This window comes from Flagellimonas aequoris, assembly GCF_003584165.1.
Taxonomy (GTDB): Bacteria; Bacteroidota; Bacteroidia; order Flavobacteriales; family Flavobacteriaceae; genus Flagellimonas; species Flagellimonas aequoris.
Genome location: NZ_QXFJ01000009.1, coordinates 108239 through 124076, shown reverse-complemented (window position 1 = coordinate 124076; position 15838 = coordinate 108239). Strand labels below are relative to the sequence as shown.

The 15838-nt window shown below is 45.1% G+C and carries 13 protein-coding genes; 5 read left to right on the top strand and 8 right to left on the bottom strand.

Going from position 1 to position 15838, the window contains the following annotated elements:
* Positions 1-75: 75 nt before the first annotated feature.
* Both D2U88_RS03305 and D2U88_RS03300 read left to right on the top strand, forming a co-directional pair.
* Positions 76-408: a single-stranded DNA-binding protein gene (locus D2U88_RS03305; RefSeq protein WP_119638878.1), complete on the top strand. Its 333-nt coding sequence runs from the start codon at positions 76-78 to the stop codon at positions 406-408.
* Positions 409-544: 136 nt separating this feature from the next.
* The gene (locus D2U88_RS03300) at positions 545-979 is read left to right on the top strand and encodes a hypothetical protein (RefSeq protein WP_119638877.1); all 435 of its coding nucleotides are present in this window, start codon (positions 545-547) and stop codon (positions 977-979) included.
* Positions 980-1040: 61 nt separating this feature from the next.
* Here the strand turns inward: D2U88_RS03300 and D2U88_RS03295 are convergent, their stop codons facing one another.
* The 8 genes from D2U88_RS03295 to D2U88_RS03265 all read right to left on the bottom strand — a co-directional run bounded on the left by D2U88_RS03295 (position 1041) and on the right by D2U88_RS03265 (position 12407).
* Positions 1041-2600: a M20/M25/M40 family metallo-hydrolase gene (locus tag D2U88_RS03295; protein ID WP_119639022.1), complete on the bottom strand. Its 1560-nt coding sequence runs from the start codon at positions 2598-2600 to the stop codon at positions 1041-1043.
* Between the two features lie 103 nt (positions 2601-2703).
* Complete coding sequence (locus D2U88_RS19370) at positions 2704-2889, bottom strand: hypothetical protein (RefSeq protein WP_147378513.1); 186 nt, start codon at positions 2887-2889, stop codon at positions 2704-2706.
* A 56-nt stretch (positions 2890-2945) separates the two neighbouring features.
* Positions 2946-3773 carry a phosphatase PAP2 family protein gene (locus tag D2U88_RS03290; RefSeq protein WP_119638876.1) on the bottom strand — a complete coding sequence of 276 codons (828 nt, stop codon included), beginning with the start codon at positions 3771-3773 and terminating at the stop codon, positions 2946-2948.
* Positions 3774-3800: 27 nt separating this feature from the next.
* Positions 3801-4703 (bottom strand): histone deacetylase family protein, encoded by a 903-nt coding sequence (locus D2U88_RS03285; RefSeq protein WP_119638875.1) that lies wholly within the window; start codon positions 4701-4703, stop codon positions 3801-3803.
* A gap of 8 nt (positions 4704-4711) precedes the next feature.
* The gene (locus D2U88_RS03280; RefSeq protein WP_119638874.1) at positions 4712-6835 is read right to left on the bottom strand and encodes a Tex family protein; all 2124 of its coding nucleotides are present in this window, start codon (positions 6833-6835) and stop codon (positions 4712-4714) included.
* An 85-nt stretch (positions 6836-6920) separates the two neighbouring features.
* Positions 6921-9026 carry a methionine--tRNA ligase gene (gene metG, locus D2U88_RS03275; RefSeq protein WP_119638873.1) on the bottom strand — a complete coding sequence of 702 codons (2106 nt, stop codon included), beginning with the start codon at positions 9024-9026 and terminating at the stop codon, positions 6921-6923.
* A gap of 144 nt (positions 9027-9170) precedes the next feature.
* On the bottom strand, positions 9171-10883 hold the full coding sequence (locus tag D2U88_RS03270; RefSeq protein ID WP_119638872.1) for a DUF1501 domain-containing protein: 1713 nt from the start codon (positions 10881-10883) through the stop codon (positions 9171-9173).
* A gap of 9 nt (positions 10884-10892) precedes the next feature.
* Positions 10893-12407: a DUF1800 domain-containing protein gene (locus D2U88_RS03265; RefSeq protein WP_119638871.1), complete on the bottom strand. Its 1515-nt coding sequence runs from the start codon at positions 12405-12407 to the stop codon at positions 10893-10895.
* Between the two features lie 171 nt (positions 12408-12578).
* Here D2U88_RS03265 and D2U88_RS03260 point away from each other — a divergent pair, with 171 nt between their 5' ends.
* From D2U88_RS03260 to D2U88_RS03250, 3 genes are all read left to right on the top strand, one after another.
* A complete protein-coding gene (locus D2U88_RS03260; RefSeq protein ID WP_119638870.1) occupies positions 12579-12938 on the top strand; it encodes a YraN family protein in 360 nt (119 codons plus the stop codon).
* Positions 12939-12990: 52 nt separating this feature from the next.
* Positions 12991-13650, top strand: a complete 660-nt coding sequence (locus D2U88_RS03255; RefSeq protein WP_119638869.1) for an aspartate kinase — start codon at positions 12991-12993, stop codon at positions 13648-13650.
* Between the two features lie 73 nt (positions 13651-13723).
* Positions 13724-15706 (top strand): DUF3352 domain-containing protein, encoded by a 1983-nt coding sequence (locus D2U88_RS03250; RefSeq protein ID WP_119638868.1) that lies wholly within the window; start codon positions 13724-13726, stop codon positions 15704-15706.
* The last annotated feature ends 132 nt before the right edge of the window (positions 15707-15838 follow it).

Genomic DNA, 15838 nt, shown 5'->3' with positions numbered 1-15838 from the left:
GACCGTTTCTATGTTTGCCCTGTCGAATGATGACAATTCGATGGCATGAACTGTTTAACGCTAAAATCTTACATCATGAATTCACTTAAAAACAAAGTACAGTTGATTGGGAACTTGGGCAATGACCCTGAAATGGTAACGCTTGACAATGGCAACAAGCTGGCCAAATTCTCTTTGGCCACCAATGAAACCTATAAAAACGCCGAAGGCGAAAAGGTGACCGATACGCAATGGCACAACATTGTGGCCTGGGGCAAGATTGCGGAAATCGCAGAAAATTATCTCGCCAAGGGAAAAGAGGTCATGATCGAAGGCAAATTAATGTCCCGTGCCTATGAGACCAAGGAGGGCGAAAAGCGCTATATCACGGAGATCAAGTGCAATGAACTATTGATGCTTGGGAAGTAGCATTTCACTTTAAAAACAATTAGGGGGCCATTGCGCCCCTTTTTTTATGCAATTAGGGTAAATCCATTTTAAGTTGTTATAAAACCAAATGAACGGTTCTTCCGTAATTACTATAAGAACCCTAAAATTTGAAGCTATGAAATATATAGGAACGATTACTGCGATGTTGGCCTTGTTCATCTCGGCATCGGTCTCGGCCCAAGAAAGTCAAGAAAAGGAACAGGACAAACTTTCCTATTACGAACAACGCGCCAAAGAAGATGCTGTTTACGAACAGTCGTTGACCACCAACAATGAAGAGGATGAAAAGGATTTCTGGAAAGACCAAAAACGATATGAAAAGGATTTAAGAAAGCGGGACAAGGAAGCCTACAAAGCTTATATGAAAGGAAAACAGGATGCCTATGCCGAACATGCCCAACATTGTGATGATCATTGCCATCATAGCAGGGAATATTACGGTCATGCGCATTTCTATTACACCTATTACGATTATCAGTATCCCAGAAGAACGTATGTGGGTACTGGACTCCAAGTATCCTCTCCCAGAGTTGGAATTAGCATCTTCTAGTTGAGTTCGTCCATAATAAAAATCGCCCCGGAATTTTCGGGGCGATTTTATTTTATACCGTTTAGTTTTCCTCCAAACCTCCTTTGCGTTCGGGTGAACGTGGGGTGGGCCATTCTAGTTGTTCACCTGTTCTGTCGCTAATGGGCAGAACAGCTTTTTCACGATCTGTTTTTTTTGGGTATTCACTCGCCATGTAAGCTAAGATAGCGGTGAGGATGGCATTGTTCCTAACATCATCAAAAATAATCTTGTCATAGGTATCCCTGTTGGTGTGCCAGGTATAGTTCCAATACGACCAATTCAACGAACTTAGGCCGAATGCTGGAGCACCTGCTGCTTGGAATGAGGCGTAATCCGAGCCTCCCCTCGCCGGGGTCCCGGGGAAGGTAGTTTCGATTTCATCCGTGATTTCCTTCGGAACGGCATGCAGCCATTTGCCCAAATAGTCATAGGAATTTAGGAATCCACCACCGGAAATGCGAACAACCCGTCCAGTGCCATTATCCTGATTGAAAACGGCCTGTACACCGGATACAATGTCAGGGTGGTCCTCTACAAAGGCCCTAGAACCGTTGAGTCCCTGTTCCTCACTGCCCCAGTGTCCCACCAAAATAGTTCGCTTTGGGTTGGGATAGGCTTTTTTCAAGATGCGCATGGCTTCCATCATCACCAAAGTACCGGTTCCGTTATCGGTGGCTCCGGTGCCTCCGTCCCAAGAGTCGAAATGGGCGGACAGGATCACGTATTCATCTGGTCTTTCGGAACCTTTGATTTCTGCAATGGTATTAAAGGTTGGCGATACCCCCAAGTCCTTGGATTCGGCCACCACATGGATCTGTGGTTTCTGACCGGATTCCACCAAACGGTATAGCATCCCGTAATCTTCCAATTCCAAATCCACTGTAGGGATTTTTTTGGTACGGGCACTGAAGATTTTGTTTACGCCAAAACCTTTGGACCAATAGGAAGCAACGATACCAACAGCTCCTGCGGCTTCCAAGGCTTCGGGGAGGGTTCTGGAATTATACCCCATGTTCTTCATATTGGCGTTCCATGCCTTGTCCTGTTCGTCGCGCTCTTTTTTCATTTTTTCGAAGGACTTTTCGGTAGCAAATTCTTCCCAGTTGTAATCAGGTCTTCCCGTAGGCTCCAATTTGGAGACCATGACCATCTTGCCCTTAACCGTAGGTAACCATTTTACAAATTCCATGGAATCCTTTACCATAGGTAACACCACCAACTCGGCGGTAGTCCCTTTTTTAGGGGTGGCGGGGCTCCATGCCAATTGGGTCCCTTGCAGGCTTTGTACCCTTGGGTATACCATATCGATATGCGAAATGCCGCGTTCCCAGCCTTTCCATTCGCCCCATTGTTCGTTTTTGGCGGAAATACCCCAGCCAGCATATTTGGCAACGGCCCAATCATGGGCCTTTTTCATTTGTGGGGTTCCGACCAATCGAGGTCCGATACCGTCCATCAACTCGTGACCAAGCGTTTCGAGTTGGGAGTTTTCATTGGCTTCCTTTAAGATAGCTTGAATGACAGGGTCTTGTTCCTGGGCCAGAAGAAATACGCTGTTGGCCAGCAGCAGTGCGATGAGTAGAGAGGTTTTCCGTAACATGATGGTTTTTAATTTGTCCCTAAAATAGAACATAATCGGGAGCTTGGGAAATGGGACAACCAGGAAAAGGGATGGAATAGAAGTAGTGGAGGTGGGGAAGAGGCTAGGCCACTTTCTTCAAAAGGTCAAAACAAGGACATTTGGAACAACGTTTGCTTTCCCCTTTTTTGAATTTTTCACAGCATTTGGATTTCAATTTGCCTTGGTTGGACAAATTCTTCAACAATGCTTTTTTGAGTTTCTTTTTTTCCTTCTTCTTTTTACCCATCACTTGGAGTAGAGAAGGCAAAACTAATTATTTTAATTCAATCTAAATAAATAATTAACACTATAGTTTAGCTTGGATTAAAACCGAAGGGATACACCCATCGTATTGGGGCCGAAGGAAAGGTTCCAACTGACCTGTTTGGTATTGTTGTTATACTTTTCATCATATTTCGAATCCAGATACCGGTCAATGGATTCCACAATGAAAATACTGAGCACCGTGCTGAAGGCCACATCGGAAAACCAATGGAAGTCATCCACCACCCGAACAAAACCGGGGATCAACCCAACTGTATAAATTCCGGCCTTTACCCAAGGACTTCGGAATTGCTTTGCAATGGCATAGGCATTACTGAAGGCCAGCATGGCATGACCCGAAGGAAACGAATCATAATTGTAGACGCGGTTCAGGTGGAAGGGATCAAACGTATCCGAGCTTTCCCCACTTTTAGGTCTGGCCCGCCCAATGATACGTTTGCTCACTTGCTGCAAAAATCCGCCAGCGGTTGCCGAGGAAATCAACAAGACCCCGGTTCTCCTCAATTTCTCGTTTTTGGTGAACAATCCTGCCAGATACACCCCGCCAGTCAGCATGTAATTGTTCTCTGGGCTTCCGTATTCGTTTCCATAATCGATAACCAAATTGGGGATATCTTCCCTAAACCCATTTTTCCAATGGTTCACTTCATCATCCACGGTGGCCAATAAAAGGGTGCCTCCTGTCAAATATCCTAAATTGGCCCAATCGTTCCCTTGCCAGTGAAAGGGTCTGGAATAGGCATAGCCTACTCCGCCAAAAATATTCCCGATGTCATAGGTGAAATCGTTCCAGAGGTTGGTTTCCTTTTCTTGGCCAAACATGGGATAGGCCATCATCAAGACAAACAGGTATTTTAATATTCTCATCAAGGTTGAAAGCTAGGATAGGCAAAATTACGCATAAATATCCTGTGCCAAACGAAAGGTGTTTGCATGGGCCTCTACAATAATCTTGATTTCAGGCGAATACCCGCCACCCATGCTACACTGCACAGGAATGTTGGCATCGTGGCAGGTTTGCAATACAAATCGGTCCCGTTCCTTGCATCCTTCCAAAGAAAGGGAAAGGGTGCCCAGTTTGTCCGTTTCCAAAACATCGACCCCACAGAGATAAAAGATAAATTCGGGTTGTACCTTCTTGATCAACGAAGGGAAGGTGTTTTTAAGGATGGAAAGATACTCCTGGTCCGTAGTGCCCTTCTCCAAAGCAATGTCCAAATCAGAAACTTCCTTTTTAAAAGGATAATTGCCCTTTCCATGCATGGAAAAAGTAAAAACAGAACGGTCGGTCTGAAAAATTTCAGCGGTTCCGTTCCCTTGGTGCACATCCAAGTCTACGATCAAGATGTTGTTAATCTGCTTGTTACGCTGTAAGTATCGGGCACCGATGGCTTGGTCGTTCAACATACAAAAAGCTTCCCCTCGATTGGAATAGGCATGGTGCGTGCCCCCGGCAATGTTCATGGCGATGCCATGTTCCAGGGCGAATTCGCATCCTTTTATGGTGCCATCGGCAATGATGTGTTCCCGGAGAACCAGTTCTTTACTCAGGGGAAACCCTATTTTTCTGGCTTCTTTTGGAAGAATCTCCAGGTTCAACAAATCGCGGTAATACCCTTCAGCATGCACGGCTAAAATGTGCTCATCATCGGCAATGGAGGGTTCAAAAAAGTTTTCCTCGCCACAAGTTCCTTCATGCAGCAATTGTTGGGGCAGTAACTCATATTTGGCCATGGGGAAACGGTGCCCATCCGGTAAATGATGTTTGTAGATGGGATGATAGGCAATCTTGAGCATGTAAAAAGTTATTTGTGCAGCGCCAACTGGATCCGTTTTCTGGGGACATCCACATCCAACACCTTAACGATCACTTGTTGATGAAGGCTTACATGTTCATTGACATCCTTTACAAATGTATCGGATAGGTTGGAAATATGGATCAGACCACTTTCCTTGATCCCAACATCTACAAAGCATCCAAAGTTGGTGATGTTGTTCACGATACCGGGCAGCAATTGCCCTTGTCTCAAATCTGTAATTTCCCTGATGTTCTGGTCAAACGTGAACACCTTGGCTTTTTCCCTCACATCCAAACCTGGCTTTTCCAGCTCTTTTACAATATCTTCCAAAGTGGGCATTCCAATGGTTTCCGTACAATAGGATTTTAGGTCGATGCGCTGCAGGGCGGCCTTGTTCCCAACGATTTCCTGAAGTGGAATTTTTTGATCCTTGGCCATTTTGGCCACCAGATTGTAACTTTCAGGGTGTACCGACGAGTCATCCAAAGGATTATCGCCATTTTTGATGCGCAAAAAGCCGGCACTCTGTTCAAAGGCCTTACCGCCCAAACGGGCCACTTTTTTAATTTCATCCCTGTTTTTGAAAGCTCCATTTTCATTGCGATGGGCCACAATGTTTTCGGCCAATTTGGGACCAATACCCGAAACATAACTGAGTAAGGGAACACTGGCCGTATTGATGTTGACGCCTACGGCGTTCACACAACTTTCCACTACCGTGTCCAAGGAGGATTTCAATTGGGTTTGGTCCACATCGTGCTGGTATTGCCCCACCCCAATGGATTTGGCATCGATTTTTACCAGTTCGGCCAATGGATCGGCCAATCGGCGACCAATAGAAACCGCTCCCCGTACCGTAACATCATAATTGGGAAACTCATCCCGGGCAATCTTGGAAGCCGAATAAATGGAGGCCCCTGCTTCGCTCACCACGAATACTTCAAGGGGCTTTTTAAAAGTAATGCGTTTGATCAATTGCTCGGTTTCGCGCGATGCGGTCCCATTTCCTATGGCAATGGCCTCGATTTTATAGGCATCCACCAAAGAACTTATTTTTTTGATGGCCCCAGTTCGGTCATTTTGTGGCGCATGGGGATAGATGGTTTCGTTGTGTTTTAAGTCGCCCTGTTCATCCAGGCAGACCACTTTACACCCCGTCCGGAACCCAGGGTCGATGGCGAGAATGCGTTTTTCGCCCAAAGGCGCACCCAACAGTAATTGCTTTAGGTTTTTGGAGAACACTTGAATGGCGGCCAAGTCGGCCTTCTCTTTGGCAACGTTTAAAAGTTCGTTGGAAAGGGAAGGAAACAAAAGCCTTTTGTAGGCATCGGCGATGGCCATTTCGATTTGTTCGGCACAGGCGTTGTTCGATTTGATTAAGCGCCTTTCCATATTCTGAAGGGCCCTTTCTTCATCAATTTCGATTTTCACCCGGATGAATCCTTCCTTTTCCGCTCTCATGATGGCCAAAAATCGGTGTGAGGGGCAGCGGTCCAAAGGTTCGCTCCAGTCAAAATAATCTTGGAATTTTTGGGCTTTTTCGTCCTCTTTTTTAGTTTTTATGACTTTGGTCGTAATCAAGGCATGTCGCTCCAATTGGCTGCGCAATTGATTGCGGATATCGCCCCGTTCGTTGATCCATTCGGCTATGATGTGGCGGGCGCCTTCTAAGGCTTCATCTTCATTTTGGACTTCCTTGCTCAAATATCTGGAGGCGATAAATTCGATTTCATCCGCGTTTTGTGCCATGATGATTTTCGCCAAGGGTTCCAGCCCATTTTTACGGGCGGTTTCCGCTTTTGTCTTTTTACTCTTTTTGAAAGGTAAATACAGGTCTTCCAGACTGGTCAGGTCCATACAGCCCAAAAACTTGGCCTTGAGGTCCGGAGTGAGGGCTCCCTGTTCTTCCACCGCCTTGATGATGGCCGCTTTTCTTTTTTCCAGGGCCTCAAACTGGTTCTTATACTGCACAATGGCGCCGATTTGGACTTCATCCAAATTTCCAGTGCGTTCCTTTCGATATCGCGAAATAAACGGAATGGTACAATCCTCGTTCAAAAGTGCCACGGTATTCTCCACACTTTTTTCCGGTAATTGGGTGTGTTGTACGATATAGGGTACGAGTTGCATTTTCTTTTAAATGTTAAGTAGGTTAGACCTCTTTCTTGTTCTTGGGGTTTTTGAAAGAGGTTATAAAACGTTATTGTTTTTTATGTCAATTGATGGTTTCACCATTCCCGACCCCATCCTCATCGGGATTCATAAAAACGAGTTTTCCCTCTTGGTTTTCCGTCATCAAGATCATGCCCTCGCTTTCCACACCACGTAGTTTTCTTGGGGCCAAGTTCACCAAAACAGTCACTTTTTTACCGATGATTTCTTCTGGTTTAAAACTTTCGGCAATACCGGAAACAATGGTTCGGGTATCCAGACCCGTATCGATTTTCAATACCAGCAGCTTGTTGGCCTTGGGCATTTTTTCCGCTTCCACAATGGTGCCCACGCGCATATCCATCTTGGCAAAATCATCGTAGGTGATGATGTCTTTTTGTGGTGCTACTTCTTTTTCCATTTGTGCGTTCGATTTTTTAGTGGCTTCCAGTTTGTCCAATTGTTGTTGTATCTCGGCATCCTCAATCTTTCGGAAGAGCAGTTCACTTGGGTTGATGGTGTGTCCGGCAGGGAGTAAGATGTCTTCTGAAGAAATATCATCCCAACCAATAGATTTCTCGACTGCGCTCGAAATGACACTGTTTTGGTCATTCTGAGCAATGCGAAGAATCCCTTTTAACTTCTTTGAGGTAAACGGTAAAAACGGTTCGCTCAACACGGCAAGTCCTGTTGCGATCTGAAGCGCTACATACATGATGGTCTTTACCCGCTCCTCATCTGTTTTGATGAGTTTCCAGGGCTCTTCATCGGCCAGGTACTTGTTGCCCAAACGTGCCAGGTTCATCAGTTCCTGACTGCCTTCACGGAAACGGTAACGCTCCAAAGAGTTGGACAAGATTTCAGGAAATCCCTTCAGGGCCTCCAAAGTTTCAATATCCACTTCAGAAAAGGCGTTTGGCGTTGGAACCACCCCGTTGTAATATTTATGGGTCAGTACCGCAACGCGGTTCACAAAATTGCCAAAAATGGCCACTAATTCGTTGTTGTTTCGTGCCTGATAATCCTTCCAGGTAAAATCATTGTCCTTCGTTTCGGGGGCATTGGCCGTCAAGGCATAACGAAGCACATCCTGCATATCCGGGAATTCCTCCAAATACTCGTGCAACCACACTGCCCAGTTCTTGGAGGTGGACAATTTGTTGCCTTCCAGGTTCAGGAATTCGTTGGCAGGAACGTTTTCAGGTAAAATAAAGTCGCCATGTGCCTTTAGCATACTTGGGAAGATGATACAATGGAAGACGATGTTGTCCTTCCCGATAAAATGGACCAATTTGGTGTCCTTGCTTTTCCAATAAGGTTCCCAATCCTTGCCTTCCCGTTCGGCCCATTCCTTGGTAGACGAAATGTAACCAATGGGGGCATCGAACCACACATAAAGCACTTTGCCTTCACCTCCTTCAACAGGTACGGGAATACCCCAGTCGAGGTCACGGGTCACCGCACGAGGCTTTAAACCGTCATCGATCCAGGATTTGCATTGGCCATATACGTTGGGTTTCCAATCGGACTTATGTCCTTCCAGTATCCATTCTTTTAAAAATCCTTCATATCGATCTAAAGGCAAAAACCAATGTTTGGTCTTTTTTAGGGAGGGTATTGTTCCCGTGATGGTCGATTTTGGGTTGATGAGATCCGTAGCGTTCAACGAAGACCCGCAGCGTTCACACTGATCACCATACGCTTCCTCGTTGCCGCATTTGGGGCAAGTTCCGACGACAAAGCGGTCTGCCAAAAATTGTTTGGCCTCATCGTCGTACAATTGTTCGGTTTCCTCTTCAATAAAATCACCTTGTTCGTACAGTTTCACAAAAAAATCGGATGCTGTTTTATGATGTACTTCTGCAGAAGTCCGAGAATAATTATCGAACGAAATACCAAAATCGGCGAAGGATTTTTTGATGATGCCGTGGTACTTGTCTATGATTTCCTTTGGGGTCACCCCTTCCTTTTTGGCCTTCATGGAAATGGCCACCCCGTGTTCATCGCTCCCACACACAAAGGCCACATTGTTGCCCTTGAGTCTTAAATAGCGGGAATAGATATCCGCAGGAACATAAACCCCGGCCAAATGCCCAATATGAATGGGGCCATTGGTGTAGGGAAGGGCTGCGGTAATGGTATATCTTGAAGGATTGGTATGCTGGGCCATGAAATCTTTAAATTAGGCCCCAAAAATACTGAATTTAGCGGGATCGGTCATAAAAAAGGAAACCTCCGAAAATGCGACCCGTATTGGGGTGTGGGGTGCATTCTCGAAGGTATCCGAAAATAGATGACAAAGTGTCCCGCTTCTTTAGGAAATCATCACTGATTTACTCATTTTTTTACCACTCACCGAAATCCTATAAATGTATTTTCCGGTGGAAAGGGTGTCGCGCATGCGTTCACGGATGTTGATGTCGGTAGCGCCTTCCAAGACCATTTCATTGAAAATGGTGCCTACCCGCTGTCCCAATATGTTGAACAGTTCTATATCCACATGGGCCGCAACCGGCATTTCCAAATGGATATACGGTGCGCGGGATTGGGGATAGTAAGGCGTATGGACGATACCTTCCAAAATATCTGGATCTGGGTTTTCTGGATCTGGACTCGGTGGGGTATCTGGCAAAATAGGTGGATCGTTGTCCATGGCGATATCGTCAAACGGTTCACCACTACAACTAAATCCTAAATCGATGGCCTTGTATTGGTATCCCAACAAGTGTTGTTCTACAGATGTTCTGGGTACACACAACCACTCGGCCAAAACGGTGCCGTATAGGTCCCTGAAATCCATGGTATATTCCAAGTTACCCCTGTTATTGGGTTCATCCAAGGATGGGTGGTCTCCCACAAAGGCGCTTCCGTTCAACCCTGATCCGAAGAAAAGGGTAGGGGCGGCCTTACCGTGATCGGTACCGTTGGACCCGTTTTCAAAAATCCTTCGACCAAACTCGGAGAAGGTCATGCTCAATACCTTGTCGTCTTGTTGGGTAAAGGCAATATCCTCATAAAAGTTGTTGATGGCAATGGATAGGTTGGACATCAACCTTTCATGTACGATGGGTTGGTTACCATGGGTATCAAATCCTCCCATGGAAATCATGTACACCTTGGTGCCCAAATTACCCTTGATCAATCTAGCCAATAAAGCCAACTGACGGGCAAAGCCGTTATCTTGGTATTCCACCTGGTTCTGGCCCCGCATATAGGCATCGTGGATGATTCCGGCATATTCGTAAGTGGTATTGGCAACCCCTCTTAAAAAGCGAAGTTGGTCACCATACATACAATCGTCGAACGGTGCATTTTCAATATCATAAAAAGCACCTGTCTGGGCAATTTGTTCCAACTGGTCCACATTGTTGGTCACAAAGGCATAGTTGGTTTCCTCACCTTGGAAAATAAGGTTGGCCAAATTCCCGATCTGGATGGCCGCAGGGGCCGCTGGTGGGTTAATGAGGTAATCTGGATAGAGTTCCTCAAAGTGCCTACCCATCCATCCGGTGTTTTCTCCCGAAAAACCAGTGGTGGTCAAATCGGTATTGGCAAAAATGTCCGATCCCGTAAAGTGGGACAAACTTTGGTTTTCATATCCTACGCCGTGCACTGCCTTGAACTGTCCGTCTCCCCAAAGGGATTCCAGGGCGCTCATGTAGGTGGGCACCCCAAAATCGTTGGTAAGTTTTAGGACCTTGCTTTCAGGAATATAGATGTTGGGCCTTGCATTGGCATAAGAATCATATTGTTGGATCGGGATAACGGTACTCAAACCGTCATTTCCTCCCGATAATCTGATCAGGATCAAAATGTTGTCGGTCTCCGCTGCTGCCACGGCCGCCGTGAAAGGTGATGGAGCAGATGCAGAAATTAGGTGGCTCCCCAAGAACATGGAACCTGAACCAGCAATTCCAAGGGCCTGTAAAAAGGACCTTCGGCTCCATTTGGTATGTTCCTGGTCATGGCCTTCATGTTCAAGGCCCTTGTATGGGGATGTATCGTGTGTGTGGTGGGTATCGCACATGGTGATGGGTTATTTAAGTTGAAATTCGGGTTCTCTGGACAAATGTCGCAATAGGATATACACCTGTGTGGGAGGCTCTGCACTTAATTGCAGCATCCATTCCCCTGTACCGCCGGGAGTATAATCCGGAGAATAATATTCCTCGGGTACATCATCGATTTTGAAGGCATCCATGGCCCTTTCAAAATCGGCATCCGTCAAAAGGCCCTTTGGGGTAAACTTATCCACCAATGCCCTTACCACTATTTCTGGGTTACTTGTATTGCTGTCGGCCGGGCCCACAGCATCCATGGCCAATGTCCTGAACTGTTCAGGATCGTTTTGGAAGAAACGATCGATGTAAACTTCCATGGTCAACCAACGACCAATGATAAAATTTGTGTTGATCCAAGTTCGGTCCCTTTGCCAACCTTCCACTTCTGGAGGTTGAAAAAAGGTCTGACCTATGAGTGAACAGGAATCCACTAAATTGATGACATCCATGTCATCATAAGCGAAATTGGTCTCCTTTATAAAGTTAAAATAGATATCCGCAGGACTCTTGATGATGACCCCTATGGCGGTCTCATCAAAGAAGTGCTGGCTTTTGAAAAGCTGACGGATTACCGGGGCAATATCAAAATTGTTGGAAATGAAGGTTTGGGCCAATCCATCAATGATCTGGGGGGCTATTCCGTTGCCGTCGTCACCTGTAGAATCAGGATGAACAAAAAACTCGTATAGTTTCTTGCAGATGAACCAACCAATTTCGTTCGGTCTTTGGTTAAACAATACATCGATGACATCATCATAACCCCAATTTCCGGTCTGGCCAAAAATGGTTTTATTGTCCGTATTGAATTCGGTAGGGTCGAAAGTCACTTGGGTGCAACCTTCGTCACCTCTTTCCGTATAGCCGGAAAGCGCTTTTGCGGTCTCGATGATATCTTGTTCGGTATAGTTATTGCCTTCACCCAAGGTAAAGAGCTCGTAAAGTTCACGGGCATAGTTCTCATTGGGGTTGTTACCTCGGTTCCTTACCCCATCCAAATAATAGAGCATGGCACTGGTAAGCCCAATTTCACTGGTAAAGGTCTTAAAATTGCCCAAGGCGTTCCGCTGTAGACAATTGATATAGTAATACAGAAACTGGGGACAGTTATAGGTCTCCAACTGGGTAACAAAATGGTTGCTCCAGAAGAAACTCAAGCGATCCAGTAGGCCGTTGTCCAAGAGCGCATTTCCATAAGCAGTCTTAAACTCTTCTATTTGGGCCCTTCGCATCTGCCCGGCAAGATCATCGTCGGCCGGATAGTTGGCCTCGGTCCAGTCTGCCCAAGCAGGGGCGGGAATCACCGGTGCGGAAATCGCTTGATTGACCAAGCTGTCCACAAGGGCGCTCGCAGATTGACCAACAGCAGCATTAATGGTATCAACAGAGGCACTAAAACCGAGTCTTCGGTACAGATGGGCCGCACGTAACTCATCCAAGGGAGTATTGTACGGTGCCAAAGTTGAGGAATTACAATTGATAAAGTACTCCATAGCAATGTCTGGCGTTAATTAGGTACATAGTTTTGGGGCAACTATATGTTTATGCTAATGTTGGATGTGGTTCAATTGGGCCAACAAATTACAATCTTAACGTTTCAATGTCCGTGAACTACCAAATTTTTCGATGAAATGCATATTTTTTTTTGATATTGTATTTTTTCTATGGCAACACATAACGAATTTGGAAGATTTGGGGAGCAGAAATCCGTTGATTATCTGAGGGATAGCGGTTATGAAATTCTTGCCCAAAATTACCGTTACCTGAACGCAGAGATCGATATTATCGCGAAGAAGGAAGGTATATTGGCCATAGTGGAGGTGAAGACAAGAACCACGGGCTTTTTGGAAGATATCGCGGGCACCATCAACCCTAAAAAAATAAAGCTATTGACCCTTGCGGCCCATCAATTTGTAGTTGAATCTGATTTAGATTTAGAGGTGCGTTTTGATGTCATCACGGTAATAAAAACCAATAAAAAAATTGAAATTCAACACCTTGAAAACGCCTTCTATTATTTTTAACCGTTTGTTTGTTTTGTAACAATATGTTATTTTTGTTCAAAACCGACCTTCGATGAAAACAATATCAGCAGTAGTAGAACACTACATCAAAAAAAAACCATTCTTGCAAACGGCATTGGCCCAAGGTATTATCAACCTCACCTCACTTTCCAGACAGATCAAACCTGAAATTGCGGATGAACTGGGTAAAGACGTAAAGGACGGTGCCATTGTAATGGCCCTCAAACGACTCTCCGACGATCTTGAGTTCCGAGCCACGCACAAAATCGTAAAAGTGCTCAAGAACATCGGCGAGATTACCGTTCGTTCCAATTTGTCCGACTACACCTTTCTGGCCTCCGATTCCATTTTGCAACAGCAGGCCAAATTATTGGAAGAGGTCAATGAAAACCAAGATGTGTTCTATACTTCGTCCCGAGGGGTCAACGAGATCAATATTGTGATCAGCAACATTATGGACAGTGTGGTGGAAAAATACTTTAAGCACGAACGCTGCACCCAAAAGGCCGAAGGTCTTTCCTCCATTACCGTAAAACTGCCAGCCGAGAACGTTTCCGTTCCAGGAATCTACTACTTTATCTTTCAAAGACTGGCCTGGGAAGGTATCATACTTTATGAGGTAATCTCTACCACCAACGAGTTTACCATTTTGGTGAACGATGAGCAGGTAGATGTAGCCTTCAAGACCATCAAAGATTTGAAGTTGCTCTAAATTGTATTTCCTGACCATTGGCCTAAACTAAAATGGGAACTCCTTCGTTTTAGAAAGAGACACTTTAGGAGGAATGACCAAAAAAAGGATTCTTTACGGTTTTTTGGCCCTGTTTGCACTCTACCTGTGCTATTTGGCCTATATTTTTATACTCTCCCCCAACTCCAACCTGCAATCCATTTATCTGATTCCCAAGGATGCCGTTTTTATCATAGAATCGGAGCAGCCTGTGGAAAGTTGGCAAAAAGTAAGTGAAAGCAAAGCCTGGCACCACCTGACCAAGAACGATTACTTCGCAGAGCTTACCGAGAACATACAGCGGGTGGACACCGTTTTCAATAACAATCATAAGCTATTCGAATTTTTTGACGGACGTTCCCTGTTCATCTCCATCCACATGATCTCGCCTAAGGACTACGGCATTTTTTACGTGCTGGACCTTAAGCGTATTGCCAAGTTGCAGCTCCTCAAAACTTATTTCAACACCTTGCTCAATGACGATTATGTAATGAGCAAACGGAATTATCACAACCACGAAATCTTGGAAGTGCATGATCGTGAAAGTAAGGAGACCATGTATCTGGCCTTTATCAAAAACCAGTTGGTGGCCTCGTATACTCATACGTTGGTAGAGGCTTCCATAGACCAATACCAAGAACCGGTCCTGGGAAGAAATCTTAATTTTATCGAGATCAACCAAAAAGTGGGACATGAGGATCTTTTCAGATTATATCTCCAGTACAATTATTTCGATGACTACGTAAAACGGTTTACCGACACGCCATCGGATTGGGTGCGTAGGGTAAGCGAGAATTTTTTGTTCTCCGGTTTTTATTTTGATCTGGATAAGAACAGCACCCTAACGGCCAATGGCTATACCAACATCAGTGCCACGAACGAGTACTATTTGGAAGCCCTTCAAAAATCGGGAACTGCCGAACGGACCATCCCTGCCATAGCCCCTAAACGTACGGCTTTGTACATCAGTTATGGGTTCGACAGTTTTGCGGAGTTCTATAAGAATTTTGAAATGGTCCAACAGAACGATCCCAAACAGTTTGAAAGTTATCAGGAAGGAATCGAGAAGGTAGAGAAATTCCTCAAAATAGACGTTAAGGAAAACTTTGTGAGTTGGATCGGGGACGAAATTGCTTTGTTGCAGATTCAGTCCCACATTTCCAAAGGAAAAAATGATATGGCTTTGGTGCTGAAGGCCAACGATGCCGAAAAGGCCAAGACCAACCTCGATTTTGTGGTAGAGCAGATTCGGAAGAAGACTCCAGTAAAGTTCAAGGCCGTAAAATACAAGGACTACGAGATCAATTTTCTTTCCATAAAAGGTTTTTTTAAAATGCTATTGGGCGGTAGGTTCAATGAGTTTGATAAACCTTATTTTACACAGATCGATGAATATGTGATCTTCAGCGATAATCCCAATACACTCAAAAGCATTATTGATGATGTGGTAGAGGAAGAGACCCTTGCCAGTTCGGGGGCATTCCGGGATTTCGACAGCAAGTTTGAATCGGAATCCACCGTATTCGTGTACAGTAATGTGCCAGTCTTGTATGACAATATGTATGCCCTTGCGGATTCGGAAACCAAGCAAAAAATGAAGAAGAACAAGGATTTTCTGATTTGTTTCCCACAATTTGGGCTACAGTTGACCCCAGAGGATGACCTGTTTGAAAGTCGTGTGGTCATCAACTATCAAGATGTGGAAAAGGTGAAGAAGAATGCCCAGTTCGAAGAAAAGCAACCGACACCTATCGCTACAAACCAAAATACTGCCGTAGAGGAAATCACGGATGCCGTTTTCGACCTAAAACCCATTTATCCCACCGACCTGAATGCCAATTCCTTCAGCAAATTGTATGCGAACGGGACCACCAAATTTGAAGTGGACCTGAAGGATGGCCTTAAACATGGGCGTTATACCGAGTATTATCCTGATGGCACCGAAAAAATCACAGGGCGGTTCCGTAACGATGAGCAAGTGGGCACTTGGCGATACTACAACGAAGAAGGCAAACAGGCACACAAAAAACGGTTTTAGATTTTTTATCGCTCTATTTTGTTGAAATGACTTTAAGGTCTACTGGTCATTCTGAACGCAGTGAAGAATCCCTTCTTTAATTGTGATGCTGAAACCGGTTTAGGATGATGGGTAAGCTTTTAGATTTCTCAA

Coding starts and splice junctions, on each gene's coding strand:
- D2U88_RS03290 (WP_119638876.1), bottom strand. CDS start 3,773: ATGAGAATATTAAAATACCTGTTTGTCTTGATGATGGCCTATCCCATG.
- D2U88_RS03280 (WP_119638874.1), bottom strand. CDS start 6,835: ATGCAACTCGTACCCTATATCGTACAACACACCCAATTACCGGAAAAA.
- D2U88_RS03305 (WP_119638878.1), top strand. CDS start 76: ATGAATTCACTTAAAAACAAAGTACAGTTGATTGGGAACTTGGGCAAT.
- D2U88_RS03295 (WP_119639022.1), bottom strand. CDS start 2,600: ATGTTACGGAAAACCTCTCTACTCATCGCACTGCTGCTGGCCAACAGC.
- D2U88_RS03300 (WP_119638877.1), top strand. CDS start 545: ATGAAATATATAGGAACGATTACTGCGATGTTGGCCTTGTTCATCTCG.
- D2U88_RS03250 (WP_119638868.1), top strand. CDS start 13,724: ATGACCAAAAAAAGGATTCTTTACGGTTTTTTGGCCCTGTTTGCACTC.
- D2U88_RS03270 (WP_119638872.1), bottom strand. CDS start 10,883: ATGTGCGATACCCACCACACACACGATACATCCCCATACAAGGGCCTT.
- D2U88_RS03260 (WP_119638870.1), top strand. CDS start 12,579: ATGGCAACACATAACGAATTTGGAAGATTTGGGGAGCAGAAATCCGTT.
- D2U88_RS03265 (WP_119638871.1), bottom strand. CDS start 12,407: ATGGAGTACTTTATCAATTGTAATTCCTCAACTTTGGCACCGTACAAT.
- D2U88_RS03255 (WP_119638869.1), top strand. CDS start 12,991: ATGAAAACAATATCAGCAGTAGTAGAACACTACATCAAAAAAAAACCA.
- metG (WP_119638873.1), bottom strand. CDS start 9,026: ATGGCCCAGCATACCAATCCTTCAAGATATACCATTACCGCAGCCCTT.
- D2U88_RS03285 (WP_119638875.1), bottom strand. CDS start 4,703: ATGCTCAAGATTGCCTATCATCCCATCTACAAACATCATTTACCGGAT.